Below are 26,074 nucleotides of genomic sequence, written 5' to 3' on the forward strand. Positions count from 1 at the left end.
TGCCCGCCGCAGCGCGGCGGGCGTGGTGGTCAGGACGCCTTGAGCTGCAGTGCGGGTGCAACCTGGATGGCGCGCCAGGACGGCAGCAAGCCGGCCAATAGGCTGGCAACCAGCGCCAATGCGAAGGTGAGCAACAGCATCTTCGGATCCAGGTGCGCAAGCTTGGCGTAGTCGACAGGTTGTTGGCGCACCACCCACAAGCCCAACCATGCCAGCCCAAGCCCTGTAATACCGCCCGCAAGTCCGATGGTTCCGGCTTCGACCAGACACTGCGCAAAGATGGCGCCGCGTGAGGCGCCCAGGGCACGACGCACACCGATCTCTCCACTGCGGCGCAGGAACTTGGCTAGCAACAGGCCAACAGTATTGAGCAGGCACACCAGTAGAAAGCCCATCGCCAGCCACAGCTGCAGGCGAACGTCGCCAGGAACCACTTCCTTATAATCCAGCCACTCCATCACGTTACGCAGGCGGGTATTGTTCGGACGTTCGAAACGCCCTGCAGCGCGCTGCTGATCGGAGTAGTTATCCAGATAGGCTTTGTAGTCGCCAGCCTGCGCTGGGCTATCCAGCTCCACCCAATACTGCATCCAGGTGCAGGACGCGTTGAGCGCGGTTTGATCACTGTTGTCGCTCTTGCCGTAGCAATTCATACCACCGTAGTGATCCATCTTCAGATCTATCGCCACTGAAAACGGCAGATACACTTGCTCGTCTGAGCCATAGCTATTGCTGAGATCGTAGAAGCGCGGATTGGCCTTCCAGTCAGCGAGAACGCCAACGATGCGGAAGGTGTTCTTGTCCATGCGCAAATCGCGGCCGATGCTGTTGCCGCCGTCGAACAGCTTGTCGTTGAGTTCCTGGGTGATTACCGCAACGCGCTCGTGCGCCTCGTCGCTACTTGCTGACCAGCCTTGGCCATACAGGAAAGGCGTTTCGAACATCGGGAAGAAATCGGCCGAGGTAAAGCGAACTTCTGATTTGAAGGCGGTCATGCCGCTCTTGTCTGGCTCGATCGCCACTCTTCCGCCGGTCATCAGCGCCTGGCGTTTTGCGTGCTTTTCACGCAGCAGCGCTTCGGCATCGAAGCGAGTGACCTGGTCGCCAGGCTCTTCTCCCGGCTGGTATCCGGCCTTGGGGTATGGATCCACCAGGACGCTAAACAGCCGGTCGCTCTTCTGCGGGATCGGATCGCCGGACAGCACATAGAACACCGTCAGGGTGGTCATGCTGGCGCCGATGCCGAGTGCGATGGCCAGCACCATCAGCGCGGTGAGCACCTTGTTGCGGCGGAAGCTGCGTAAGGCAAGATTGAAGTAGTAGCCGAACATGGGATGTGCCTCTTACTCGGCCAGGGTGGCGGCGCTGTCGCGCGAGCGCATCAGGGCGGGGTTGCGTTCCAGGTCGGTGGCCTGGCCGTCGACGATATGCACGTTGCGCTGCGCGCGTGCAGCCAGTTCCGGGTCGTGGGTGACCATGACGATGGTGGTGCCCTGGCTGTTGATCTCTTCCAGCAGTTCCATCACTCCGCGTGCCATCTGCGAGTCGAGGTTGCCGGTGGGTTCGTCGGCCAGCAACAGGCGCGGGCTGCCGGCCAGCGCACGCGCGATGGCGGCGCGCTGCTGCTGACCACCGGACAGCTCGGTGGGGTAGTGCTTCAAGCGCGAGCCCAGGCCGACCTTGGTCAAGGCTTCTTCGATGCGCTGCTTGCGCTCGGCCGCGGCCATGCCGCGATAGCGCAGCGGCACATCGACGTTGTCGAACAGGTTGAGATCGGGAATCAGGTTGAAGCCCTGGAAAATGAAACCGATCTTGCGGTTGCGCAGGCGCGAACGCGCGTCGTCGGACAGATGGCTGACGTCTTCGCCATCAAGCAGGTACTGCCCGCTGGTGAAGGTCTCCAGCAGCCCGGCCAGGTTGAGGAAGGTGGTCTTTCCCGAGCCGGAGGGGCCGGTGACCGCGACGAATTCGCCTTCGCGCACATGCAGGTCCAGCGAGCGTAGCGCGTGCGTTTCCACCTGTTCGGTGCGGAAGACCTTGGAGACCGATTGCATCTTGAGCATTGCCGATTCCTTTACGAAGAAGGTGTGTGCGAAAGAGGTTGAGAGTGGCTGACAAACCGTGGCGAGCAGCCTGATGGCTGCGCAGCAGGTGTGCTGGCCGCCTTTAGTGAACGGTGACGCGCGGCGCATCCCCGAAGTTGTCTGCGCCGGAGACCACCACGCGGTCGCCGACCTGCAGCCCGGACAGCACCTGCACCTCGCCCAGGCTGCTGACACCCATGCGCACCGGCCGGCGCACCGCGGTGTTGCCATCCATCACGTAGGCGTAGCTGCCGCCGGATTGTTCGACGAACGGGCCGCGCTCGACCTTGAGCACGTTGCGGCGCGTGTCCATCACCACGCGTGCGCTCATGCGCTGGCTCTGGCGCAGGCCTGGCGGCTGCTTGTCGGCAAAGCGGATGCGTGCGGTGACTTCGCCATTGACCACTTCCGGCGACACCGCCGAGATCGCGCCGGGGAACGGCTCGCCGCTGCCGCTGGTGAGCTGCGCCGGCATGCCGATTGCCAGATCGCGCGCAAAGCTCTCCGGCACCTTGATCTCCACTTCGAACTTGGACAGATCCACCACGCCCAGGATCGGCGCGTTTGCCGCGACCTGGGTGTGCTGCACCGCCTGCACCTGGCCGACCTGGCCATCGAACGGCGACAGCAGCGTGAGCGCATCGACCTGGCGCTGCACCTCGGCCACCACCGCGCGCTGGCGGTCGGCGAGCAGGCGCTTGTTGCGCGAATCCAGGTCTGCACCCTGGCTCTTCAGCGACGCATCCCGCTCGGCGTGCTGCAGATCGATGTCGGTCTTCTTCAAGGTGTCCTGCGCCTTGGCCAGCTCCACCTGCGGCACCGCGCCGCCATCGTAGCCGCGCTGGTAGCGCTCCAGGTCGCGCGCGGCGGCCTGCTTGTCGATCTTGGCCTGATCGGTGAGCTTGCTGGCCGTGGCGCGGGCCAGGGTGGCGTCCAGGGCGGCGCGGCTGGACTCGGCTTCCAGCCCTGCCAGCGTGGCCTGCTCCTGGGCCAGCTTGCTGCGCAGCTCCGGGCTGTCGATGCGGGCCAGCTCCTGGCCCTGCTTGACCACGTCGCCGGCCACCACGCTCAGCGTCACCGTGCCGGCCGAGATGGCGTACAGCACGGGGCTGTTGGCGGCGATGACGCGCCCGTCGGCGGCGATGTCGCGCACCAGGTCGCCCTGGCTGACCGTGGCGATCCGCACCCGGCTGGCATCGAACGAGCGGCTGCCGGCGCTCCACGCGGTGACCGCCCAGCCGATGCCGGCCAACACGGCGACCACCGCAATGCCGGGCCATAGCCAACGGCGCCAGGGCGCGCTCTGGGCGGGTGTACGGAGAACCTGGTCCTGGGCGGAAGTATCGCGAATCATGGTCGGCTGGCTCGGTGGCGTCACTGCGATAAAGCAGGACATGTGCCAACCTACAAGTCATTGAATATATTGGATTTTAGATGTTTGCGGCCAGTGTCCGCAGTGTCCGCGGACACTGCTGCGGACACGCTGTCCGGGCATGGTCATGCAGCGGACAAGAGCGGACACGCTAAAATGCCCGGCTTCGTCATCAAGGGTTGTCCTATGTGCGGCATTGTCGGAGCGATCGCCGGGCGCGATGTGGTCCCGGTCCTGATCGAAGGACTGAAGCGCCTTGAGTACCGCGGCTACGATTCCTCCGGCATCGCCGTGCTCGATGGCGCGCAGATACGCCGCGTGCGCCGCACCGGGCGCGTGGCGGAGATGGCGCAGGCGGCGCAGGCCGAGCAGTTCGGCGCCACGCTGGGCATCGGCCACACCCGCTGGGCCACCCATGGCGGGGTCACCGAGGCCAATGCGCACCCGCACATCAGTGACGGCGTGGCACTGGTGCACAACGGCATCATCGAAAACCACGAACAGCAGCGTGAGAAGTTGCGCGCGCTGGGCTACACCTTCGAGTCGCAGACCGATACCGAAGTCATTGCGCACCTGATCCATCACCATCTGGGCAGCGCAGGCGACCTGTTGACCGCGCTGCAGCGCACCGTCAAGGAGCTCACCGGTGCCTACGCGCTGGCGGTGATGAGCCAGGCCGAACCGGAGCGCTTTGTCTGCGCGCGCATGGGCTGCCCGCTGCTGATCGGCGTGGGCGAGGGCGAGAACTTCGTCGCCTCCGATGTCTCGGCCATCGTGCAAGCCACCCGCCAGGTGATCTTCCTGGAAGAGGGCGACACCGCCGACCTGCGCCGCGATGGCGTGCGCATCTTCGATGGCAACGACGCGCCGGTCGAGCGCCCGCTGCACCTGTCGGATGTGTCGCTGGCATCGCTGGAACTGGGCCCATTCCGCCATTTCATGCAGAAGGAAATCCACGAGCAGCCGCGTGCGCTGGCCGACACCATCGAGGCGGCGATCGATGCCAAGGGCTTCCCTGCGTCATTGTTCGGGCCCAATGCCGAAGCGGTGTTGCGCGACATCGAAGGCGTGCAGATCCTGGCCTGCGGCACCAGCTACTACGCGGGTCTGACCGCGCGCTACTGGATCGAAGCCATCGCCGGGCTGCCGTGCAGCGTGGAGATCGCCAGCGAATACCGTTACCGCGCCGCCTATGCCAATCCCAGGCACCTGATCGTCACCATCTCCCAATCCGGCGAAACGCTGGACACGATGGAGGCGCTGAAATACGCCAAATCGCTGGGGCACCTGCACACCTTGTCGATCTGCAACGTGCCCGAAAGCGCGATCCCGCGCGCCAGCGAACTGGTCTGCTACACACGTGCCGGCGCCGAGATCGGCGTGGCCTCGACCAAGGCGTTCACCACCCAGCTGGCGGTGTTGTTCCAGCTGACCATGGTGCTGGGCAAGTTGCAGGGGCGCATCAGCGAGGCCGAGGAAGCGGAGTATCTGGAACAGCTGCGTTTCCTGCCGGGCAGCGTGCAGCACGCGCTGAATCTGGAGCCGCAGATCATGGCCTGGGCCGAGCGTTTTTCGGTCAAGGAAAACGCATTGTTTCTCGGCCGCGGCCTGCATTACCCGATCGCGCTGGAAGGCGCGCTCAAGCTCAAGGAAATATCCTATATCCACGCCGAAGCGTATCCGGCCGGCGAGTTGAAGCATGGCCCGCTGGCCCTGGTGGACGCAGCGATGCCGGTGGTGGTGATCGCGCCGAACGATCGGCTGCTGGAGAAGGTCAAATCCAACATGCAGGAAGTGCGCGCACGTGGCGGCGAGCTGTTCGTGTTCGCCGACCAGGACAGCCACTTCAGCGAGTCCGAAGGCGTGCACGTGATCCGCACCCCGCGCCACGCCGGCGTGCTGTCGCCGGTGATCCACACCATCCCGGTGCAGTTGCTGGCCTACCACACCGCACTGGCACGCGGCACCGATGTAGACAAGCCGCGTAACTTGGCCAAGTCGGTGACGGTGGAGTAGCGGCACAAGCCCGGCATCGTGCTTGGTCGGAGATGACGATCGGTAACTGGAGAGTCATTCGTCCAACTGGCGCTGACGGGTGATGGGCGTGTAGGTACCGATTCGTCCAACATGAAAAATGCAGAAGGGCGGGGTGCGTCATTGCTCCCGTCCTTTCGCGTTTCCACAGCGCGACTCGCGGCGTGTCACCCACAGACTGGATGGCGCATGCTGGTTATGCGAGGGGGCTTGGCCTGACCATTGAGGCGCGACTCGGCATCCAGGGGCGCTAGTCGCGCTCTCGTTCCCCTGCGAGGATCGCTGCCAGAGCGTCCGCGTTCAGCACATTGACCTTGCCGTAGCCAACGTCGATCAAGCCTTGGGCTTTCCAGGCCTTCAAGAGCCGGTTCACGGTAGGACGGGAGACGCCCAGCCTATCGGCAAGAGCACTCTGTGGCATGCGGATGCTGGGTTGGGCAGTGAGAAGCTGGGCCGCCAGCCGGCGTTCGAGCGAACGTGCCTGATTGGCTTCAATCCAGTTCAGGGTCTGCCGATAGCGTGAGCACACCAGGCGGGTGATGGCCAGCAGCGCCGCCGGGTTGGATGCGATCACCCGGTTGAAGGCGACAGTCGAGACGACGGCGATCTTGCTACGTCCGTGGGCCACCGCGCTGAACGTCCGTGCCCGCGCATCCAGTAGTGGAACTTCCCCAAACCACTGGCCTGGTCCAAGCACCAGCGACAGCCTCTCGCTGAGCTGCATCGGCTCCAGCGAGACCCGGACCGCGCCGCTGAGAATGCCGAACATGCAGGCAGGGGTGGAGCCCAGATCAAAGATCCGCTGGCCCGCAACAAACGTTCGAGCCGACGCCTGGGAGAGAAAAATCTCTGCAATCTCTGGACTCAGGGTGCCATCGTCGGGCATGGCCGGGACCGTGGTCGAACTGTTCTGATTTTACAGTCTGGCGGGTTCAACGGGGGCACCATGCAGGCCTAATCCTTGGAGCACCAGCCATGTATGTGGGTCACTTTGCGATCGGACTGGCCTTGAAAGCGCGCTTTCCGAGTACCCCGACGCTTCCTCTCCTGCTGGGCGTCGGCTTCCTCGACATCCTGGACGGCATATTCATCATGCTTGGCTGGGATCTGGTAACGCCCAACCTCGCTGCAGGCCCCTATCTGTTCTTCGACCTGACATTCATCGACTGGGATCATTCGCTGTTGGCGGCGGTCGTGTGGTCGGTTGTCTGGGCCGGTTTCTTCTGGAAAGACAGGCGCGTTGCCGTCCTGGCGTTCATCGCGTCCTTCTCTCACTTCTTCGCCGACTGGCCGATGCACAACAATGACCTGGCGCTTTTGCCGCATTCACAGACACACCTTGGCCTGGGACTGTGGGGACGGCTGGGAACTGCCTCGTGGGTGATCGAAGGAATCTTTGTTGCGGTGCTGGCCGCCTACGCCTGGCAGTCGGCGCGCAAGCGGGGGGTGAATTGGAACTGGCCGCTTGTCGTCTTGACGGTCGCGTTCTTCAATCTCTCCCCGTGGCTGTCTCCGATGAAGCACATCGCCGTGCTGGACGAGCCGACGGCACATATGCTGCACGGTTTGCTCGTAACGCTGGGGTTTCTTGTGCCGGGTGCATTGCTCACGTGGCTCGTGGATCGTGAAGCGCGAAAGACACTGGTGTTGCGTCCCTGATGACGTGCCCGGCAGCGGCAGTGGGCTCGGTTGCGGGTAGCGGTTGACCGGCGCCGTGCAAGGCGCTGCTCAGTGGGCAACCCATTGTGCGATCCCACTGCGGTGGATGATTGGCAGACGACGGGCCCGGCTGCCAACGCGATGGCCCAGGTTATGCATACGCTTCCTGCGAGGGTCCCATCACGCAGGAGGACGTATGCACGAGTCTTTCAAACAGGGCGCGCCGGCGGAATTGTGGCAGGCGTTGGTACGTGAGGCAGGGCAGCGGATTGCACAGCCGCTGGACGAATCGCGCGAGCATTATCTGGTTTTCGTGTTGCTGCGCCTGCAGCGCGATGCGCAACTGTTTTCGCGCACTCAGGCCCTGGCCTGGTTGCACGCGCAGGACCAGATCGGCAGTCTGCGGGCGGATGCATTACGCGACATCGGAGATCAATGCCTGCTGATTGCAGGCCTGTTTCCCGGCATTGCACAGCGCCGGCGGCTCAGCGTCGACTATTTCATCGAGTTGGGCCGCGGCGCATATTTCGAAGTGGCCGACACGCGTTACAGCGATGCAGGTCTGTTCGCGCAGTTGGCCGCCACCTATCGCGAGTTGGTCCGCACGCTTGCGGCGCTGCGCCCGCCGCGCGAGTGGCAGCGCAGTGATGGCGGGCTGCTGCATGCGTAGATAAGCGCCACCTCCGGGGCGGTCCCTACAGCTGTGGGGACCGCCCCGACTGCCAATTGCGCATGATGCGCTCACACTAAGTTCGCAACTGAGCGTTCTAGCCGACTGCGGACCGTTGTCTGATGGACCAAAGCACTGTGTCGTTGATCGCTGTCCGCGCGATCTGACAGTGCCATGTCGCATTGCGTGGGGGACACGCAATGCGACGCTCTCCAGGGGAAGGAATTCATGAAAGCATTAATTGCAGTGGCGATCTCGGCGCTGAGCGGAGCCGCAATGGCCAGCGACGTCCCGCCCGGTTATGCGGGCGTGGGCGGCATGACCTTGCAGGACATCGACCCGGCCATCTATGCCTATCACTACGACCACGGCTTCGTCGGCGAAGACGCGATGGGGTGGGATCCGGCGCTGCAGTTCGCCTGGTCGCGCATCGCTGCGGCCAAGGTCTGCGGCCAGCAGCCTGTCGAGCAGGACGCCATCGTTGCCAGGCTGGTTGCGCAGTACGGTCAGGATGCGGCCGTGCATCAAGTCAACGGCATCGCATTTCATGAAGTGCAGATGCGTGCCTCCAGCACGTTCTGTACCGCCACCCGTGGCGCCGAGGCGGTGGCAGTATTGCCCGCATTTGCCAACGGCGATTTTTCGACGGCAACGACCTATGCCGCGGCTGCAGTTGCCGGCACGCTGTCGGTCGCCGAGACACAGCAACAGCCCTCCGCACAAACGCAGGGCGATGCCGACGCAGTCATTGCACCATCGGCGGATTGGGCGTTGCAGCTGCCGTTGCATGCCAGCATGCGTGTGGGGTCCAACGGCCAGCCCAACGGCGACGAAATGTTGCGCGTGGTGCGGCGCGGGCACACCGGGGCAGTGGTGGGCCTGCAGATCGCCACCAGCCTGTTCACACGCGGCGTCGCAGTGTCGGCCTTCGGCAAGGGGCAGCTGAAAGGCGAAAAGATGGAAGGCGTGGGCAATCCCGGTTATCAACTGCAGCGTGATGCGGTCAATGCGCGTCTGAAGAGCTACTTCACCGGGCATCCGGCAGCACTGCCGGCAGAACCGTTCCCGCTGCAGGTCCTGATGTCCGATTGGCTGCTCGTCTACTAGAGCCTGGCCGATACCAAGTCGCCCTACGAGTTGCGCTACGCGGTGACGATTGGCGGTGAGCGCTCCGGACTGTTGAAGCGCAAGGCGAGTCCGGTCAATCTGGACTGCGCGCCCACACCGCGCACCGCATCGCTTGAGGAGTGGGAGGCAAACGACTACGCGCTGGTCAAGCAGGCCGCACAGGCCTACAGCGAGGAATGCGCCGCAAAATTTGCCGAGCAGTTACCGCAGTGGTTCCCGGATAGAGAGACAGTTGCCACCTCCAACTGAGGCAACACGTCATGCTGCAGGATGGAGCCTGCATCTAAGAGTGGCTACAAAACTACTGCGCCGCCGTCAGGCGGGCGCGGCCGGTGCTCGGAATTCTCATGCACCACTCTCAACATCGCGGGTCTGAGCGCGCCGTCCGCACTCACCTGATGATCGCACGCTACGTTGCGTTAGCCGCTGGAAGTGCGCTGCACGCATCCAGCTGTGTGGGCGTTCTCTGCCTACATACCCTGCTCGAAAGCGAAGCACCGACAGCGCATGTGCCTGAAACAAGAATGCCCGGGAACCCCGGGCATTTTGTTATGGATTACGCCAGCGGCGTATTGGAAATGATCTCAACCCAGTAGCCGTCCGGGTCCTTGATGAAGGCCAGGTGCTTCATGCGGCCGTCTTCCAGGCGTTTCTGGTACGGCACGTTGAGGCTATCGAAACGTGCGCAGGCGGCGTGGATGTCGGGCACCGAGATGCAGATGTGGCCGAAGCCGCGCGGCTCGCTGTTGCCGTCGTGGTAGACCGGGCCGTCCTGGGTTTCGGTGCCGTGGTTGTGGGTGAGTTCGAGCACGCCGGGGATGCCGGCCATCCACAGCCGACGCGCGGCATCGTCGTCGGGGATTGCGGTGTCGTCGGGCAGCAGGGCCAGGAAGTACAGGCTGAACTGCGCATCGGGAAAATCGCGTGCGTCCAGCAAGCGGAAGCCCAGTACGCGCGTGTAGAAATCCAGCGAACGCTGCGCATCCTTGACGCGCAGCATGGTGTGGTTGAACACGAAACCGGCGGTGTCGGCAGGCGCGGCGCTGGCGCCGGGGACGTGTTGCAGGTCGGTCAAAGGCATTGCGGTCTCCTCGATGGAATGCGGGGGCAGGTCAGGCTGCACTGGACGTGGATGTTAGCGGGGCAATGGTTGTCGGTATGTCTGCACCTTGCATGTCGGCGGTCTGGCCGCGCCGCTATCTGATTGATCGCGCGCGGCGGCACGAACTGTGCTGTTCAAAGGCCGTGGCATGGGCCTGCACCCGAATACGAGCGGTCAGGCCCATGCGCACAGACGTTGTCTCAGAACCAGATGCGCAAGCCGGCAACAAACCGGCTGTCGCGTACAGGCTCATCGTCGATCGCGGCGCGGCGTGCGGTGTCACCGAAACTGCGGCTGTGCACCCAGCCGATATAGGGCGCGAAGCGGCGGGTGATTTCGTAGCGCAGCCGCAGGCCCACCTCGACCTGCTCCAGCCCGCTGCCAACGCGGCGCCGGTCATCGTCGGTGAGGGCGATATCGGCTTCCACGCGCGGCTGCAGGATCAGCCGGTTGGTAAGCAGCACCTCGTATTCGCCCTCCAGTCGCAACGCGGCACGGCTGCCGCTGCCGACATAGAGCGTGGCTTCGGTCTCGAACTTGTAGGGCGCCAGGCCCTGCACGCCGAAGGCGGCCCAGCTGCGCTGCTCACCCGCTCCGATGTCCTGACGTGCGCCGACCAGCAGGTCCCACCACGGCGAGATGGCGTGGCCATAGAACGCTTCCACCGATGCGGCCTGCGTGCGCCCGTCCTGCCGCTCGCCTTCGCTGCGCAACCAGAGCCGGTCGATATCGCCGCCGATCCAGGCGCGCGCTTCCCAGTCCTGGCCACTGCGGCGCGTGGTGTCGAAGGCTTCCAGTCGATCGAGCAACACGTAGTGATTGATGCCTGGCGCGTGCATCGCATGGTGCTGCAAGGGGGCGAATGCCGCCGCGATCTCCTCGGCAGTGGGCTCGGGGATCGGCGTACGTGGCAGTGCGCCGGTGCCGGGCGATGCCGGCGTTTGCGTCACCGCTTCGGCATGCGGCGCGTGCTCCATGTCGGAGTGATCCATCGCCCCATGCTGTTGCCCGTGCTGCATCGACGCATGATCCATCGATGCGTGCTCCATTGCATCGTGGTCGCTGTCTGCCTGTGATTGCCGGGCGTGGTCCAGTTGTGGATTCGCAGAGGTCTGGTGTGCGGCATGCTGGACATCGGCGTGCTGCATGCCTGCGTGGTGCATCGATGCCGGCGTTGCCGAAGCTTCGGACTGTAGCGGGCGTTGCGCGGGCATGCTGTCAGCAGCCTTTGTCGATGCTGATGCTGATGCAGTGCTGGAGTGCTGCGCGTGCTGCATCTGCGCATGCTCCATCTGCATCGCCTCTGCGCTCTGCTGCGCCGATGGTGGCGATGCCTCCGTTGCGATGGATGTCTGCGGCTGGGCAGCCGTTGCCTGGTCGGCCATCTGCATTGCATGTGCGCCGTCGGCATGCGCGGACGACTCCATCGCTACATGCTGATGCTCCTGTGCAGTGGCCGATGCGCTCAGCAGCAGTGCGAGCAGCGTCCTGTATTGCGTCCGTAGCGTACTCATGCCTCCACCCGCACTTCGCGCATCATGCCCGCTTCCATGTGGTACAGCAGATGGCAATGGTAGGCCCAGCGGCCCAGCGCATCGGCGCGGACGCGATAGCTGCGGCGTGTGCCGGGCGGCATGTCGATGGTGTGCTTGCGCACCTGGAAATTGCCATCGGCGTCTTCCAGATCGCTCCACATGCCGTGCAGATGGATGGGGTGCTGCATCATGGTGTCGTTGACCAGTACGATGCGCAGCCGCTCGCCGTACTGCAGCCGTAAGGGCTCTGCCGAGGCGAAGCCGATGCCGTCGAACGACCAGGCGAATTTTTCCATATGCCCGGTCAGATGCAGTTCGATCTCGCGCCCGGGTTCGCGCCCATCCGGATCCTCGAACAGGCTGTGCAGGTCGGCGTAGCGCAGCACACGGCGGCCGTTATCGCGCAGGCCAACCCCGGGATCGTCCAGGCGCGGTGAAGTGGCATTGCTGCGCATGTCGATCAGCGGGTTGCCGTCTTCGCTGGCAGGGTGGTGCGGCGTCTTGCGCTGCGCATCGCCGCTTGCATGCCCGTGCGTCTGCGCGGCCTGCATCGGCATTGCCATCGCGTGTGCCGCATGCGGGTCGCTGTGCGTCGTGTCGGCGCCGTGCATGGCGTGACCCGCATGCGCCATGCCATCGCCGTGCCCCATGTCCTGCATGCTGAGGATCGCGCGTGGGTCCAGCGCGGGAATCGGTGCCTGCAGCCCATGCCGCACCGCCAGCGTGCCGCAGGCGAATCCGGTACGGCCTATGTCCTGCGCGAACAAGGTAAACGCGTCCTGGCCGATGGGCTCGACAAGCACGTCGAAGGTCTCGGCCGCCGCAATGCGCAGCTCGTCCACGCTGACCGGATGCACGTACTGGCCGTCGGCGGCCACCACGGTCATGCGCAGGCCGGGGATGCGGATGTCGAAGTAGGTCATCGACGAGCCGTTGATGAAACGCAGCAGTACCTTCTCGCCTGGCTTGAACAGCCCGGTCCAGTTGCCGGCCGGGGCGACGCCGTTGAGCAGGTAGGTGTAGGTGTTGGCGTTGACATCGGACAGGTCGGTCGGTGTCATGCGCATGCGCCCCCACATGCCGCGGTCGGCCAGCGTTGCGCGCAGGCCTTCGTCGCGCGCATCGCGCAGGAAATCGCCCACCGTGCGCTGCGCGTAATTGTCGTGGCTGGGCATCTGCTTGAGCCGCCGGAACAGCGCGGCCGGGTCCAGGTCGGTCCAGTCCGAGAGCAGCAGCACATGCTCGCGATCGTGCCGGTACGGCGGCGGTGTCAGCGGGTCGATGACGATCGCGCCGTACAGGCCGGCCTGTTCCTGAAACATCGAATGGCTGTGATACCAGTAGGTGCCGGACTGGCGCAGCGCGAAGCGGTAGTGGTACTCCTGGCCCGGCGCGATGCCGTCGAAACTCATCCCCGGCACGCCATCCATGTTGGCCGGCAGCAACAGGCCGTGCCAGTGCACCGAGGTGGGTTGGTCGGCCAGCGCGTTGCGCACGCGCACGCTGACCGTGTCGCCTTCGCGCCAGCGCAGCGTGGGGGCCGGCAGGCTCTGGTTGACGGTGATGGCGGGGCGGGGGCGCCCGGTGAGGTTGACCGGCATGCGGCCGATCTGCAGCGTCTGGCTGCTGCCGCGCAGGACCGGCGTGCTCACCGGATTGGACGCACGCGCATCGCTGCGCCACAGGCCGCCGGCGGCGGCAACGCCGCCCAGGGCAAGGCCTTGCACGAAGCGGCGTCGACTCAGGCCGCCACAGGAAGGGGGATCGAAAGAATTCGGATCGAAAGACATGACATCTCCACTGCGCCCCACCACCGAAGGCGGACGCATCACATCGCTTAGAAACCCCGCGCAGCAAGCGCACGGGCCCGATGACGGCGCAGCCGTCAGCGCTCAGGCGATGGGAGGTCGAACCGGTTGTTCGGGCACCGGGCTGCCGCGCCCTTCGTCCAGGGTGGCAGGCAGGGTGGCGCGGCCAGGCAGGCCGGCGGGCACCGTAGGTAGGGTCAGCAAGGCGAGGCTGCAGTGCTGCAGGCAGTCGCAGCTGCCCAGCTTGCAGCAGTCGGCCGCGTGCGCGTGCTGGGTTTTATCGGGGGGATGCGTCGCAGCGGGCGGCGGCATGTCGGCATGGCACGGCATCGCGGCCGGCATGGGCGCGTGCGCCATCGACGCGGTCGCAACCGTCCCGGCCGACGCCATCTCCGGCATCGCCATGCCCACCGACGCCCACGCGCCGGTGGCCGTATTGGCAACCAGGCACAGGCACAGCAGCAGGCGGAGCAGGCAACGCAGCACGGGCAGTCAGGGCGGGCAGTCAGGTGCGACGAGCATAGCACCGGCTCCCAGCTGTCCGCCCGATGACCCGCCCGCCGTGGCCGCGCGCCCGGCAGCGGTAGAATTGGCGCTTCCTTCGCCGCACAGTCCTGCCATGTCGCAGCGCCAGTGGGTGGCCGCCGCCATCCAGAAGATCGAGGCCGATTTCAACCGTTCGGCCGACACCCATCTGATTCCGATGGACCTGCCGGGCTTTCCGGGCATCGACCTGTATTTCAAGGACGAGTCCAGCCACCCGACCGGCAGCCTCAAGCACCGGCTGGCGCGCTCGCTGTTCCTGTACGCGCTGACCAACGGCTGGCTGCGTGCCGGGCGGCCGGTGATCGAGGCTTCCAGTGGCTCGACCGCCATCTCCGAGGCCTATTTCGCGCGGCTGCTGGGGGTGCCCTTCATCGCGGTGATGCCGGCTTCGACCTCGCCGGAAAAGATCGCCGCGATTCAATTCCAGGGCGGCCGCTGCCATCTGGTCGAGCGTGCCTGCGATCTGGACAGCGCCTCGCACCAGCTCGCGCGCGAGACCGGCGGCCATTTCATGGACCAGTTCACCTACGCCGAACGCGCCACCGACTGGCGCGCCAACAACAACATCGCCGAATCGATCTTCAAGCAGCTGGCCGAGGAGCCGCATCCGATTCCCGACTGGATCGTCTGCAGCCCCGGCACCGGCGGCACCAGCGCCACGCTCGGCCGCTATGTGCGCTATCGGCGCCATGCCACCCGCATCCTCTGCGCCGACCCGGAAGTGTCGGTGTTCTTCGACGGCTATTGCCGCGCGGTGGACGGGCAGTGCCCCAAGGAGCTGGCCATCACCGGCGGCTCGCGCATCGAAGGCATCGGCCGCCCGCGGGTGGAGTCCAGCTTCATCGCCAGCTGCGTGGACGTGATGATCAAGGTGCCCGACGCCCTGAGCCTGGCCGCCATGCGCCATGTCAGCGCCACGCTCGGCCGCCGCGTCGGTGGCTCCACCGGCACCAACTTCGTCGGCGTGCTGCAGGCCGCCCAGCGCATGCGCCAGGCCGGCCGCAGCGGCTCCATCGTCACTATCCTGTGCGATGCCGGCGAGCGCTATGCGCACAGCTATTACGACCCGGCCTGGTACGTGGCGCGCGACATCGACGTCACCGACAGCGATGCGGCCATTGCCATCGCCGTCAACGGCGGCGACCTGCCTGCGCTGCCTTGTGCGGCGCTGGAATGATCGCCATATCCGATCAGCTGCTGGCAAAACCGCCGCGTCTGGCGGCGTATGCCAGCCCCTCGCCCTGATTCCTGATCCAGTCCACCGCCGGAGCGCCCCATGACCAACCCGCTGCTCGACCTGTCCGGACTGCCGTCCTTCGATGCGATCCGCCCCGAACACGTGGGCCCGGCAATCGACCAACTGCTGGCCGAGGCCGAGGCCGCGGTGAAAGCGGCCGAGCAGGTCAGCCCGGTCAGCTGGGACAGCTTCGTGGTGCCGCTGGACGATGCCACCGAGCGGCTGTGGCGCGCCTGGGGCCAGGTCGGCCATCTGCAGGCGGTGGTCAACACGCCGGAACTGCGCGAGGCCTACAACAGCAATCTGCCCAAGCTCAGCCGCTTCGGCAGTGCGCTGGCGCAGAACCTGGCGCTGTATGCGCAGTACAAGGCGCTGGCCGAAGCGCCGGAAGCGGCGCACTACGACGCCGCGCGGCGCAAGGTGCTGGAGAACGCGCTGCGCGATTTCCGCCTCGGCGGTGCCGAGCTGGATGACGCGTCCAAGGCGCGGTTTGCGCAGGTCCAGGAAGAACTGTCCGCACTGGCCGCCAAGTTTTCGCAGAACGTGCTCGATGCCACCGATGCATGGTCGTACGTGAGCGAGGACGCAACCGAGCTGTCTGGCCTGCCGGCCGAGGTGGTCGCCGCTGCACGCGCGGCCGCGGAAAAGGACGGCGTGCCGGGCTGGAAGCTGACCTTGCAGATGCCGTGCTATCTGCCGGTGCAGACCGATGCGGACAATCGCGAGTTGCGCGCGCGGCTGTATCGCGCCAACGCCGAGCGCGCCTCCGAGTTCGGCGATGCCGCGCTGGACAACAGCGCCAATATCGATCGTATCCTGGCCTTGCGCGCCGAGCTGGCGCAGCTGCTCGGGTTTGCCAGTTACGCGGAGTATTCGGTCGCCACCAAGATGGCGCAAAGCCCGGATGAAGTGATGGGCTTCCTGCGCGATCTGGCGGTGCGCGCCAAGCCGTATGCGCAACGCGACCGTGCCGAGCTCGAAGCCTTTGCCCGCGACGAACTTGGCCTGGACGAATTGCAGGCCTGGGATCTGGCCTACGCCTCCGAGAAACTCAAGCAGGCGCGCTACAGCTTCTCCGAGCAGGAGGTGAAGCAGTACTTCACCGAGCCCAAGGTGCTGGCCGGTCTGTTCGATGTGATCCACAGCCTGTATGGCCTGACCGTCAAGCCCGATCGCGCGCCGGTCTGGCATGCGGATGTGCGCTTCTATCGCCTGGAAGATGCGCAGGGCGAGCTGGTCGGCCAGTTCTATCTGGACCTGTACGCGCGCGAAGGCAAGCGTGGCGGCGCGTGGATGGACGATTGCCGCAACCGCCGCGACACCGCCAACGGCGTGCAGACGCCGCTGGTGTATCTGGTGTGCAACTTCGGCCGTGGCAGTGGCGATATGCCGGCCACGTTCCGGCATGGCGAAGTCACCACGCTGTTCCATGAAATGGGCCACGGCCTGCATCAGTTGCTGACGCGCATCGGCGAGTTGGGCGTGGCCGGTATCAACGGCGTGGAATGGGACGCGGTGGAATTGCCGAGCCAGTTCATGGAGAACTTCTGCTGGGAATGGGAGCGCGTGCAGGTGATGACCGCGCACGTGCAGACCGGCGAGCCGCTGCCGCGCAACCTGTTCGACCGGTTGCTGGCTGCACGCAATTTCCAGAGCGGCATGTTCACCGTGCGCCAGCTGGAGTTCGCGTTGTTCGACATGCAGCTGCACAGCAGCTTCGACCCGACCCAGGACAACGTGCTGCAGCTGATCGAACGGGTGCGCGACGAAGTGGCGGTCAACCGCCCGCCGGCATGGAATCGCTTCCCGCATCAGTTCAGCCATATCTTCGCCGGCGGTTACGCGGCCGGTTACTACAGCTACAAGTGGGCCGAAGTGCTCAGCGCCGATGCCTACGCCGCCTTCGAAGAAGCGCCCGAGCAGGTGGCCGACACCGGCGCGCGCTTCCGCCATGAAGTGCTGTCGCGTGGCGGCAGCCGCAGCGCGGCCGACAACTTCCGCGCCTTCCGGGGGCGCGCGCCGAGCATCGATGCGCTGTTGCGGCACAACGGCATGGCTGGCTGAACCGGGAGTGGGGAATCGGGATTGGGGAGTGGCAAGAGCGATCTCTCCGCACATCGATCCCCAATTCCCAATTCCGCGCGGCGCCCGGCGCCGCGCCGTCACACCCGGCCGAACACCAGCGCCGCGTTGGTGCCGCCGAAGCCGAAGCTGTTGGACATCACCGTGTTCAACGTGGCGTCCTGGGTCTGTCGCAGGATCGGGAAGCCGTCGGCGCGCGGGTCGAGTTCGTCGATATGCGCCGAGCCGGCCATGAAGCCGTCGCGCAGCATCAACAGGCTGTAGATCGCCTCGTGCACGCTGGCCGCGCCCAAGGAATGGCCGGACAGCGCCTTGGTCGAGGACAGCGGCGGGACGTTGTCGCCGAACACTTCGCGCACCGCGCCCAGCTCGGTCACATCGCCCAACGGCGTGGAAGTGCCATGCGTGTTGAGGTAGTCGACCGGCTGCGTCAGGCCCTGCATGGCCATGTGCATGCAGCGCACCGCGCCTTCGCCGCTGGGCGCGACCATGTCGGCGCCATCGGAGGTCACGCCATAACCGAGCAGTTCGGCATGGATGCGCGCGCCGCGCGCGACGGCGTGGTCGTAGTCTTCCAGCACCAGCATGCCGCCGCCGCTGCCGATGACAAAGCCGTCGCGCTGCGCATCGTAGGGGCGCGATGCCACCGCAGGGCGATCGTTGAAGCCGGTGGACAACGCGCCCATCGCATCGAACATCACGCTCATGGTCCAGTGCAGTTCTTCGCCGCCGCCGGCGAACATCACATCCTGCGCGCCGTGCCGGATCAGGTCTGCGGCCGCGCCGATGCAATGCGCCGAGGTCGCACACGCGGCCGACAGCGAATAGCTCAGGCCACGGATCTTGAACGCGGTTACCAACGAAGCGGAGACCGACGAACACATCGTGCGCGGCACCATGTACGGGCCGACCTTGCGCACGCCACGGTTGCGCAGCAGATCGGCGGTTTCCACCTGCCACTGGCTGGACCCGCCACCGGAGCCGGCAATCAGGCCGGTGCGCAGGTCGCTGACCTGCTCGGCATCCAGTCCGGCATCGGCGATCGCATCGCGCATGGCCAGATAGGCATAGGCCGAGGCATCGCCCATGAAGCGCTTGAGCTTGCGGTCGATCAGGTTGTCCAGATCCAGCGCCACCGCACCGCCGACCTGGCTGCGCAGGCCGGCGTCGGCATGATCGGGCAATGCGGTGATGCCCGAGCGGCTCTCGCGCAAGGCGCTGGAGACGGTGTCCAGATCATTGCCCAGGCAGGAAGTGATGCCCATTCCGGTGACGACGACGCGACGCATCAGAAATTCTCCGTTGAAGTGAACATGCCCACGCGCAGATCGTTGGCCGTGTAGATTTCGCGCCCGTCCACCAGCATGCGTGCATCGGACTGGGCCATCACCAGCTTGCGGTTGATCACGCGGCTGATATCGATTTCGTAACTGACCAATTTCGCGCTCGGCAACACCTGGCCGGTGAACTTGACCTCGCCGCAGCCCAGCGCGCGGCCGCGGCCTGCTGCGCCGATCCAGGTGAGGAAGAAGCCGGTCAGCTGCCACATCGCGTCCAGGCCCAGGCAGCCGGGCATCACCGGGTCGTCGATGAAGTGGCAGCCGAAGAACCACAGGTCCGGGCGCACGTCGAGTTCTGCGCGGATCACGCCCTTGCCATGCGCGCCGCCGCTGTCGTTGATCTCGGTGATGCGGTCGAACATCAGCATCGGGTCGTTGGGCAGGCGGGCACTGTCGGCTCCGAACAATTCCCCGCGCGCGCTGGCCAGCAATTGGTCGCGCGAGTACGCACTTTGACGAGTCATGACGAACGTTTCCTGCAAGAAGCGAAAGGCGAGGCCGGCAAGGGTGCATGAGGGCGCGCGGTTCAATCAAACGTTTTATCCGTACGCATGCGTGCTGTTTTCAGCCGGTTGCGCAGTGTGGCAAGCATGTGTTGCAGACAGGATCCAGAGCAGATGACAGCATTCAGCGGGACGCGGTCAGGCATGCCTGCTCGGCGTGGATCGGCACATAAACAGACGCAGCAGAGCGTCCCGCCAGCGCTTGCGTCCGTTCGCGCCCGGGCATGGGTGATGGCGCGCGGCGCAAGACGTGAGACGCGGCTGATTTATCATGGTCCGACGCTTTCGGAGAGATGCCAGCTTGATGCGCAAGATCGTGCACGTGGACATGGATGCGTTCTACGCGTCCGTGGAGCAACGTGACGATCCATCGCTGCGCGGCAAGCCGGTGGTGGTGGCCTGGCGCGGTGCGCGCTCGGTGGTGTGCGCGGCCTCGTACGAGGCGCGCACCTATGGCATCCGTTCGGCCATGCCGGCGCTGCGTGCCGAGCGCCTGTGTCCGGATGCGGTGTTCGTGCCGCCGGATTTTGCGCGCTACAAGGCGGTGTCGCGGCAGGTACGCGAGATCTTCCATCGCCACACCGATCTGGTCGAGCCGCTGTCCCTGGACGAGGCCTATCTGGATGTCACGCAAGCCAAGACCGGCATGCAGCTGGCCACCGAAATCGCGCAACTGATCCGCAGCCAGATCCGCGAAGAAACCCAGCTCACCGCATCGGCCGGCATCGCACCGAACAAGTTCCTGGCCAAGATCGCCTCGGACTGGCGCAAGCCCGACGGGCAGTTCGTCATCGCGCCCAGTCGTGTCGATGCGTTCCTGCTGCCGCTGCCGGTCAACCGCATTCCCGGCGTGGGCAAGGTGATGGATGGCAAGTTGGCGGCGTTGGGGATCGTCACCGTCAGCGATCTGCGGCTGCGCCCCCTGGAAGAATTGCAGGCGCATTTCGGCAGCTTCGGGCAGAGCCTGTACCGCCGCGCACGTGGCATCGACGAGCGCCCGGTCGAGCCGGATCAGGAGGTGCAATCGGTGTCCTCGGAAGATACCTTCAGCGAGGACATCGCGCTGGAGGCACTGGATCCGCACATCCTGCGCCTGGCCGAAAAGACCTGGCTGGCCACGCGCCGCACCGAGCGTATCGGGCGCACCGTGGTTCTCAAGTTGAAGACCTCCAACTTCCGCATCCTGACCCGCTCGTACACGCCAGATCAGCCGCCGGCCTCGCTGGAGGCATTGGCGGAGATCGCGCTGGCGCTGACCCGGCGCGTGGAGTTGCCCGACGACACGCGCTATCGCCTGGTCGGGGTGGGATTGAGCGGTTTCAGTGACGCGGAAGAGGGCGCAGTGCAGGGCGAGTTGTTCGGCGACATGCCGCCGGCGCAGTGAGTGCGATGCATCATGCCTGCGTTGCGGCGGCGGTGGCGTGTTGCGTGCAGCGATGACTGCAGCCGCCTGCGTATCAGCACCTGCATCGACGCTCGCATCGGAAAGCCGCATCGCGCCACGGCGACATGTCCTGAATCCGGCAGCTCGTAAACTGCAGTCCGCTCCCCAACGAGGCCGTGTGCATGTTTCCGTATCCGCTGGTGATCTTCGACCTGGATGGCACGCTGGTGGACAGCGCACCCAATATCGCCGAAGCGCTCAACGCCACCTTGCAAGAACTTGGGCTGCAGCAGTTCAGCGAGGCGACGATCCGCAGCTGGATCGGTGAAGGCGTGCACGTACTGCTTGCCACCGCCTTGCGCGAAGCCGGCGGCACCCACGATGCCGATACCGAGATGCCGGTGATGATGCGTCACTACCAAGCCTGCCTGCTGCACAACCCGCAGCTGTATCCCGGTGTTGCCGAGGCATTGGCAGGCCTGCGCGAGGCCGGCGCCACGCTGGCGCTGTGCACCAACAAGCCCGCGCGCTTCATCGCGCCGCTGCTGGAGCATCTGGGCATCGCCGCACATTTCAGCAGCGTGCTCGGTGGCGATTCGCTGCCGCAGCGCAAGCCCGATGCGGCGCCGCTGCTGCACCTGGCCAGGCAGTTCCGGCACACCCCGCAGCGGTGTCTGATGGTCGGCGATTCGGCCACCGATGCGGCCGCTGCAAACGCCGCCGCAATGCCGCTGGCGATGGTGCGTTACGGTTATCTGCGCGGCTTCGATGTGCAGAGCGCCGGCGCGGTGGCCATTGTCGATGACATGCGGCAATTGCTTGTGTTGGAGTGAGGCGCGCGGTGGTACCGGAGGTGCAGGCGTCGTCCACAAGGCTGTGCAGCAACCAGCATCGCCGTCCGCTGGCGGCATTTGCCGCCTTGAATGAAGGTCTTTCGCGCGCCGGCCGCATTGTCGGCCAGCTGCCGCGCACCGCCTCCGGTCCGTGCGCGTCATCGGTGAGGCATGCGCCACCCGAAGCTGCAGCGCCCACCCGCGGCCATGCCGGCGCAGTTCTTCGATTTGAGAATGAATCGCATCTGTGTAGAATGCGCGGACAAGCTTGACTGCGTCAGCACCGCGCACGTACGTGCTACGCCTGCTGCATGCATCACCCCACCGTGTCACCTCAAGCCTTCGCCAGAGGTCCGTCTCCTGTCGAGAGGTTTGAGAATGTCCGCATCACGCCCGTCATGGATGTCTGCGCCTGCACGTCGTCCAGTGTTGTCCCGCCGTCAGCTGGTGCTGGCCATTGCGGTCGGTTGCGGCAGCTGCATTTGCAGCGCATCTGCCGAAGACGCTGCAACCGAGCCGCAGTCGCTGGACACCGTGCACGTCACCGCCGCGCAGATCGCACGCCAGGCCCTGGGTTCATCGGTGATCACCGCCGAAGACATCGAACGGCGTCCTCCGGTCAACGATCTGTCGCAGTTGCTGCGTACCATGCCGGGCGTCAATCTCACCGGCAACAGCGCCTCCGGCCAGTACGGTAACAATCGCCAGATCGATCTGCGCGGCATGGGCCCGGAAAACACGCTGATTCTGGTCGATGGCAAGCCGGTGGGATCGCGTGATGCGGTGCGCATGGGCCGTAGCGGCGAGCGCAATACGCGCGGCGACACCAACTGGGTGCCCGCCGAGGCGGTGGAGCGCATCGAGGTGCTGCGTGGCCCGGCCGCGGCACGTTACGGCTCCGGTGCCTCCGGCGGCGTGGTCAACATCATCACCAAGAAGCCGACCGGTGATCTGACCGGCTCGATGAGCGTGTTCGGTCTGGTGCCGCAGCACGGCGCCGAAGGCGGCGGCCAGCGTGCGGGCTTCCAGCTCAGCGGGCCGTTGACCGATACGTTCTCGTTCCGTCTCTACGGCAATCTCAACAAGACCGATCCGGATTCGCTGGATCTCAATCGCCGCTTTGCCAGCAGTGCCGCGGCGGTGCCACCGGCCGGGCGCGAGGGCGTGCGCAACAAGGACATCAACGGCCTGCTGCGCTGGGATCCGACGCAAGGCCAGGTGATCGAACTCGATGCCGGCTTCAGCCGTCAGGGCAACCTGTATGCCGGCGATCGCGCCGTCAGCGCCGATGGCCTGGCCGGTGCGGATCTGGGCGCATTGTTCGGCAGCGAAACCAACACCATGATCCGCCGCACCGCCTCGCTGACCCATCGCGGTACCTGGGCGCTCGGCACCTCGCGCCTCACAGCCGCCTATGAAGGCACCGACAATACCCGTCTCAACGAAGGCCTGGCCGGCGGGCCGGAAGGCTCCATTGCCGCCAGCCTGCTCGATTCCACTGCCACGCTCGACAATCTCAATATCGACGGCGAGTTCAACATGCCGCTGCAGGCCTGGGCCGAGCAGGTGCTGACGGTGGGCTTCGAGCGTCGCCAGAGCCGCCTCAGCGATGCGTATTCGGTGTCGCAGACGGTAAGCGCCGGCGGTGGCTTTCCCGGTCTTGCCGACGGTACGCGCAGTCCGCGCAGCGAGGCCACGCTCAGCGCGGTGTATCTGGAAGACAACATCTACGCCAGCGAGCGGCTGACGCTGACGCCAGGTGTGCGACTGGATCACCACAGCCAGTTCGGCAACAACTTCAGTCCCAGTCTCAACGTGCAGTACAAACTCAGCGAAGACTGGTTGCTCAAGGGCGGTATCGCGCGCGCCTTCAAGGCGCCCAACCTGTACCAGTCCAACGCCAATTATCTGTATTACACGCGCGGCAATGGCTGCCCGGTGCTGTTTCCCAGTCTCGGCTCGGGCTGCTACATCCAGGGCAACGACGATCTCGATCCGGAGACCAGCATCAACAAGGAGATCGGCATCGAGTGGGCACCGCAAACCGGTCACCACGCCTCGCTGACGTACTTCCATAACGCCTACGACAACAAGATCGTCGCCGGCATGACGCCGGTCGGTATCACCGCCGACCGGCGTGGGCAGGTATTCCAGTGGACCAATGCATCGCAAGCGATCGTGCAGGGTGTGGAAGGCAATCTCACGTTGCCGCTGCTGGGCGAGCAGGGCCGCGAGCTGAAGTGGAACACCAATGTCACCTACATGATCGAGAACAAGAACACCGCGACCGATCAGCCGCTGTCGGTGATCCCGGAATATACGGTCAACACCACGCTGGATTGGCAACCGACCCAGGCCCTGTCGCTGCTGTTCACCGGTACCTTCTACGGCAAGCAGGAATCGGCCACGCAATCGAGCACCAGCGGCGGCGCCATCGCCCCCGACTCGCGCGACCCCTATGACCTGTGGGGCGTCAGTGCGCGTTATCGCATCACCCGCAAGGTCAGCGTGGGCGTCGGTGTGGACAATCTGTTCGACACCCGTCTGTTCCGCGAAGGCACCAACAACACCGGCGGCGCGGCGGGTGCAGCCACCTACAACGAACCCGGTCGTGCGTACTGGGCGAGCTTGAGCTTCGGTTTCTGACCGCGATGCGGCGCCGCGTGCAAACGCGTGCGGAGGATGAGGAGGGTATGCAGTGACGCGATACTATGCTTGGTGGCGTGCGTGTGCCGGTGTGCTGATGTGGATCGTCGGTACTGTGCCCGCGATCGCACAGCCGGATCTGAGCCGCACGATCGGCAGCACCGTCGCCGATCGTCCCAGTACCTCGTATGTCTTCAGCGCGTTGCGCCTGGACTCGGCCGATGGCCAACGCCATTACCGCGTGCGGATTGCCAGGCCCAAGGCCGGGCCGCCGGCTGCGGGGTATCCGGTGGTGTATCTGCTGGATGGCAATGCGGCATTGATGGACCTGGATGAGCGCCTGCTGGACAGCCTGTCCACGCACGGCGATGCGCCGGTGCTGGTGTTCATCGCCGACGACAGTGCGCTGCGCATCGATGCGGTGGGACGCAGCCTGGATTTCACGCCTGCGCGCTTCGGCGACGGTCGGGTAGAAACCGATCCGCTCGATCCGCAGCGCATAACCGGCGGTGCGGCGGCGTTCGCGCAGCTGATCGCAACAGCCATTCGCCCACAGGTGGAAGCGCGCGTGGCGGTGGATCGTCAGCGGCAGACGCTCTGGGGCCATTCGTATGGCGGGCTGTTCGTGCTGCAGGTGTTATTGACGCAGCCGCAGCTGTTCCAGCACTACGTCGCAGTCGATCCGTCGCTGTGGTGGGGCGATGGATTTCTCGTCCAGCAGGCGCGGCGTGTGGTCGACCATGCCCAGGAGGTTTCGGCAGACACGCCGCAATCCGAGCGTCGCCTGACGCTGATGGCGGGCGAGGGCGGACCAACGGCGAACAATGCAAAACCGCATCGTCCGGGGCGGCCGCGTGCAGATCCACATGCCGCACAACACCTCGTTGCACTGCTGTCGTCGTTACCCGGCCTTACCGCCGAATACCGACTGCTGCCAGGCCTCAGCCATGGCCAGACGTTGGGCGCATCGCTCGCGCCGACGTTGCGAGATGCAGCGACGCGTTGATGACGCTCCATCAAACCAGCGATCGAAGACAAACCGCTCTGGACATCAACCATCGCGCCGTTACTGATCGCAGCGCTATCGCCGCGCGCATGCAGCGACGGCAACTCGGCGCAGGCGCTCAATCGTCGCGCGTCTCGCTCAGGTCCGCCGCGTCGTCGGCAGCCTCGATCATGTCGCCATGCGTGTCGTCGTTGTCGGCGCGTGCGTAGTGCACGGTTTCCACCGGCCCGACGACCGCGCGGCCGCGCACCGGCAACAGCGCACTGACCGCTTCGTATTCGGCCAGCAAGGCATGCCGGCGCGCTTCCGGTACGTCCTGCCAATGGCAGTCGGTCAACGCGCCTTCCAGCGAATACAGCAGGTTGAGGCTGGGCTTGAAGCCGGCACGGCGCACTTTGACGAATGCGCCCACCGCGCCCACCGCCTGCAGGTCCTGCTGCGTGCGCAAGCCGACCTGGCGCAGCCACGCCGCACTTTTCGGGCCGATGTTGCGCAGCCGTTCGGTGGTCACGTCAACGCGCCGACGAAAACCTGCGCAATGGCTTCCAGGCCGCGTTGATCGTCGGCGTCGAAGCGATCCAGCTCCGGGCTGTCCAGATCCAGCACGCCGATCAGCGCATCGCCCTTGACCAGCGGGATTACCAGCTCCGAGCGCGACGCCGAATCGCAGGCGATATGCCCGGGGAAGGCGTCCACGTCGGCAATGCGCTGACTATGCCGGGTGCTGGCGGCCGCGCCGCACACACCCTTGTCCAGCGGAATGCGCACGCAGGCCGGCAGGCCCTGGAACGGCCCTACCACCAGCTCGCGGCCGTCGTAGAAATAGAAGCCAGCCCAGTTGAGCGACGGTAGCGAATTGAAGATCAGCGCAGCCAGGTTGGCGGCATTGGCGATCCGATCCGGCTCCCCGTGCACCAATGCCTGGGCCTGGGCGGTGAGCTGGGCGTATTGTTCCGGCTTGCTGCCGGTCAGCGAAGAGGTGGCGAACATGGCCGGAGTTTAGCAGCGGCCATCCGCAGCGGCATGGCGACTCAGCCGCGCGTCCGGATCCGCACGCTATGCTGCGCGCCCTTACGGCAACCGCGGCGCGGCCGCAGGAACACAC

21 protein-coding genes, 1 other RNA gene and 1 pseudogene are annotated in these 26,074 nt (G+C 65.4%); 11 read left to right on the forward strand and 12 right to left on the reverse strand.

Annotated features, from left to right (window positions below; all coding sequences use genetic code 11):
• Positions 1-29 precede the first annotated feature (29 nt).
• The 3 genes from XARJCFBP2528_RS16425 to XARJCFBP2528_RS16435 all read right to left on the reverse strand — a co-directional run bounded on the left by XARJCFBP2528_RS16425 (position 30) and on the right by XARJCFBP2528_RS16435 (position 3,438).
• Complete coding sequence (locus XARJCFBP2528_RS16425; RefSeq protein WP_016901000.1) at positions 30-1,331, reverse strand: ABC transporter permease; 1,302 nt, start codon at positions 1,329-1,331, stop codon at positions 30-32.
• 12 nt (positions 1,332-1,343) lie between these two features.
• Entirely contained in the window at positions 1,344-2,063 is a 720-nt protein-coding gene (locus XARJCFBP2528_RS16430) for an ABC transporter ATP-binding protein (protein ID WP_016900999.1), read from the reverse strand.
• A gap of 103 nt (positions 2,064-2,166) precedes the next feature.
• Positions 2,167-3,438, reverse strand: a complete 1,272-nt coding sequence (locus XARJCFBP2528_RS16435) for an efflux RND transporter periplasmic adaptor subunit (RefSeq protein ID WP_026064021.1) — start codon at positions 3,436-3,438, stop codon at positions 2,167-2,169.
• Between the two features lie 204 nt (positions 3,439-3,642).
• Here XARJCFBP2528_RS16435 and glmS point away from each other — a divergent pair, with 204 nt between their 5' ends.
• Positions 3,643-5,472: a glutamine--fructose-6-phosphate transaminase (isomerizing) gene (glmS, locus tag XARJCFBP2528_RS16440; protein ID WP_016900997.1), complete on the forward strand. Its 1,830-nt coding sequence runs from the start codon at positions 3,643-3,645 to the stop codon at positions 5,470-5,472.
• A gap of 268 nt (positions 5,473-5,740) precedes the next feature.
• Here the strand turns inward: glmS and XARJCFBP2528_RS16445 are convergent, their stop codons facing one another.
• Positions 5,741-6,376 (reverse strand): Crp/Fnr family transcriptional regulator, encoded by a 636-nt coding sequence (locus XARJCFBP2528_RS16445; RefSeq protein ID WP_016900996.1) that lies wholly within the window; start codon positions 6,374-6,376, stop codon positions 5,741-5,743.
• An 89-nt stretch (positions 6,377-6,465) separates the two neighbouring features.
• Between XARJCFBP2528_RS16445 and XARJCFBP2528_RS16450 the strand changes: the two genes are divergently transcribed.
• From XARJCFBP2528_RS16450 to XARJCFBP2528_RS22790, 4 genes and pseudogenes are all read left to right on the forward strand, one after another.
• A complete protein-coding gene (locus XARJCFBP2528_RS16450) occupies positions 6,466-7,149 on the forward strand; it encodes a hypothetical protein (protein ID WP_016900995.1) in 684 nt (227 codons plus the stop codon).
• A 196-nt stretch (positions 7,150-7,345) separates the two neighbouring features.
• Positions 7,346-7,819 (forward strand): hypothetical protein, encoded by a 474-nt coding sequence (locus tag XARJCFBP2528_RS16455; RefSeq protein ID WP_016900994.1) that lies wholly within the window; start codon positions 7,346-7,348, stop codon positions 7,817-7,819.
• Positions 7,820-8,047: 228 nt separating this feature from the next.
• Positions 8,048-9,196, forward strand: a pseudogene (locus XARJCFBP2528_RS16460) (hypothetical protein).
• A 98-nt stretch (positions 9,197-9,294) separates the two neighbouring features.
• Positions 9,295-9,372: non-coding RNA, sX9 sRNA (locus tag XARJCFBP2528_RS22790), on the forward strand.
• 131 nt (positions 9,373-9,503) lie between these two features.
• Here XARJCFBP2528_RS22790 and gloA read toward each other — a convergent pair.
• The 4 genes from gloA to XARJCFBP2528_RS16480 all read right to left on the reverse strand — a co-directional run bounded on the left by gloA (position 9,504) and on the right by XARJCFBP2528_RS16480 (position 13,878).
• Positions 9,504-10,028: a lactoylglutathione lyase gene (gloA, locus tag XARJCFBP2528_RS16465; protein WP_047124892.1), complete on the reverse strand. Its 525-nt coding sequence runs from the start codon at positions 10,026-10,028 to the stop codon at positions 9,504-9,506.
• 221 nt (positions 10,029-10,249) lie between these two features.
• Positions 10,250-11,563, reverse strand: a complete 1,314-nt coding sequence (locus XARJCFBP2528_RS16470; protein ID WP_047124893.1) for a copper resistance protein B — start codon at positions 11,561-11,563, stop codon at positions 10,250-10,252.
• On the reverse strand, positions 11,560-13,395 hold the full coding sequence (locus XARJCFBP2528_RS16475) for a copper resistance system multicopper oxidase (protein ID WP_162200829.1): 1,836 nt from the start codon (positions 13,393-13,395) through the stop codon (positions 11,560-11,562). Before XARJCFBP2528_RS16475 ends, XARJCFBP2528_RS16470 begins: the two co-directional genes overlap by 4 nt.
• An 81-nt stretch (positions 13,396-13,476) precedes the next feature.
• Positions 13,477-13,878 carry a CopL family metal-binding regulatory protein gene (locus tag XARJCFBP2528_RS16480; protein ID WP_047124895.1) on the reverse strand — a complete coding sequence of 134 codons (402 nt, stop codon included), beginning with the start codon at positions 13,876-13,878 and terminating at the stop codon, positions 13,477-13,479.
• Positions 13,879-14,011: 133 nt separating this feature from the next.
• Between XARJCFBP2528_RS16480 and XARJCFBP2528_RS16485 the strand changes: the two genes are divergently transcribed.
• Positions 14,012-15,115, forward strand: coding sequence for a PLP-dependent cysteine synthase family protein (locus XARJCFBP2528_RS16485; RefSeq protein WP_024938387.1), 1,104 nt, complete (start codon positions 14,012-14,014; stop codon positions 15,113-15,115).
• A gap of 99 nt (positions 15,116-15,214) precedes the next feature.
• Positions 15,215-17,239 (forward strand): M3 family metallopeptidase, encoded by a 2,025-nt coding sequence (locus XARJCFBP2528_RS16490; protein ID WP_047124896.1) that lies wholly within the window; start codon positions 15,215-15,217, stop codon positions 17,237-17,239.
• 98 nt (positions 17,240-17,337) lie between these two features.
• On the opposite strand, the gene fabB is transcribed toward XARJCFBP2528_RS16490, so the two are convergent.
• Positions 17,338-18,546, reverse strand: coding sequence for a beta-ketoacyl-ACP synthase I (fabB, locus tag XARJCFBP2528_RS16495; protein WP_047124897.1), 1,209 nt, complete (start codon positions 18,544-18,546; stop codon positions 17,338-17,340).
• Positions 18,546-19,061, reverse strand: coding sequence for a 3-hydroxyacyl-[acyl-carrier-protein] dehydratase FabA (gene fabA / locus XARJCFBP2528_RS16500; protein ID WP_047124936.1), 516 nt, complete (start codon positions 19,059-19,061; stop codon positions 18,546-18,548). The genes fabB and fabA overlap by 1 nt, the downstream gene beginning before the upstream one ends.
• Before the next feature lie 343 nt (positions 19,062-19,404).
• Here fabA and dinB point away from each other — a divergent pair, with 343 nt between their 5' ends.
• From dinB to XARJCFBP2528_RS16520, 4 genes are all read left to right on the forward strand, one after another.
• Positions 19,405-20,484 carry a DNA polymerase IV gene (dinB, locus tag XARJCFBP2528_RS16505; RefSeq protein WP_039525307.1) on the forward strand — a complete coding sequence of 360 codons (1,080 nt, stop codon included), beginning with the start codon at positions 19,405-19,407 and terminating at the stop codon, positions 20,482-20,484.
• 182 nt (positions 20,485-20,666) lie between these two features.
• The gene (gene gph, locus XARJCFBP2528_RS16510) at positions 20,667-21,317 is read left to right on the forward strand and encodes a phosphoglycolate phosphatase (RefSeq protein WP_047124898.1); all 651 of its coding nucleotides are present in this window, start codon (positions 20,667-20,669) and stop codon (positions 21,315-21,317) included.
• Positions 21,318-21,746: 429 nt separating this feature from the next.
• Complete coding sequence (locus XARJCFBP2528_RS16515) at positions 21,747-23,963, forward strand: TonB-dependent siderophore receptor (RefSeq protein ID WP_487006714.1); 2,217 nt, start codon at positions 21,747-21,749, stop codon at positions 23,961-23,963.
• 97 nt (positions 23,964-24,060) lie between these two features.
• Positions 24,061-24,969, forward strand: coding sequence for an alpha/beta hydrolase (locus XARJCFBP2528_RS16520; RefSeq protein ID WP_016900979.1), 909 nt, complete (start codon positions 24,061-24,063; stop codon positions 24,967-24,969).
• 118 nt (positions 24,970-25,087) lie between these two features.
• Here the strand turns inward: XARJCFBP2528_RS16520 and XARJCFBP2528_RS16525 are convergent, their stop codons facing one another.
• Positions 25,088-25,480: a TfoX/Sxy family protein gene (locus XARJCFBP2528_RS16525; protein ID WP_016900978.1), complete on the reverse strand. Its 393-nt coding sequence runs from the start codon at positions 25,478-25,480 to the stop codon at positions 25,088-25,090.
• Positions 25,477-25,959 carry a GAF domain-containing protein gene (locus tag XARJCFBP2528_RS16530; protein WP_016900977.1) on the reverse strand — a complete coding sequence of 161 codons (483 nt, stop codon included), beginning with the start codon at positions 25,957-25,959 and terminating at the stop codon, positions 25,477-25,479. The genes XARJCFBP2528_RS16525 and XARJCFBP2528_RS16530 overlap by 4 nt, the downstream gene beginning before the upstream one ends.
• Positions 25,960-26,074 lie beyond the last annotated feature (115 nt).

It is taken from the genome of Xanthomonas arboricola pv. juglandis, assembly GCF_001013475.1.
Classification (GTDB): Bacteria; Pseudomonadota; Gammaproteobacteria; order Xanthomonadales; family Xanthomonadaceae; genus Xanthomonas; species Xanthomonas arboricola.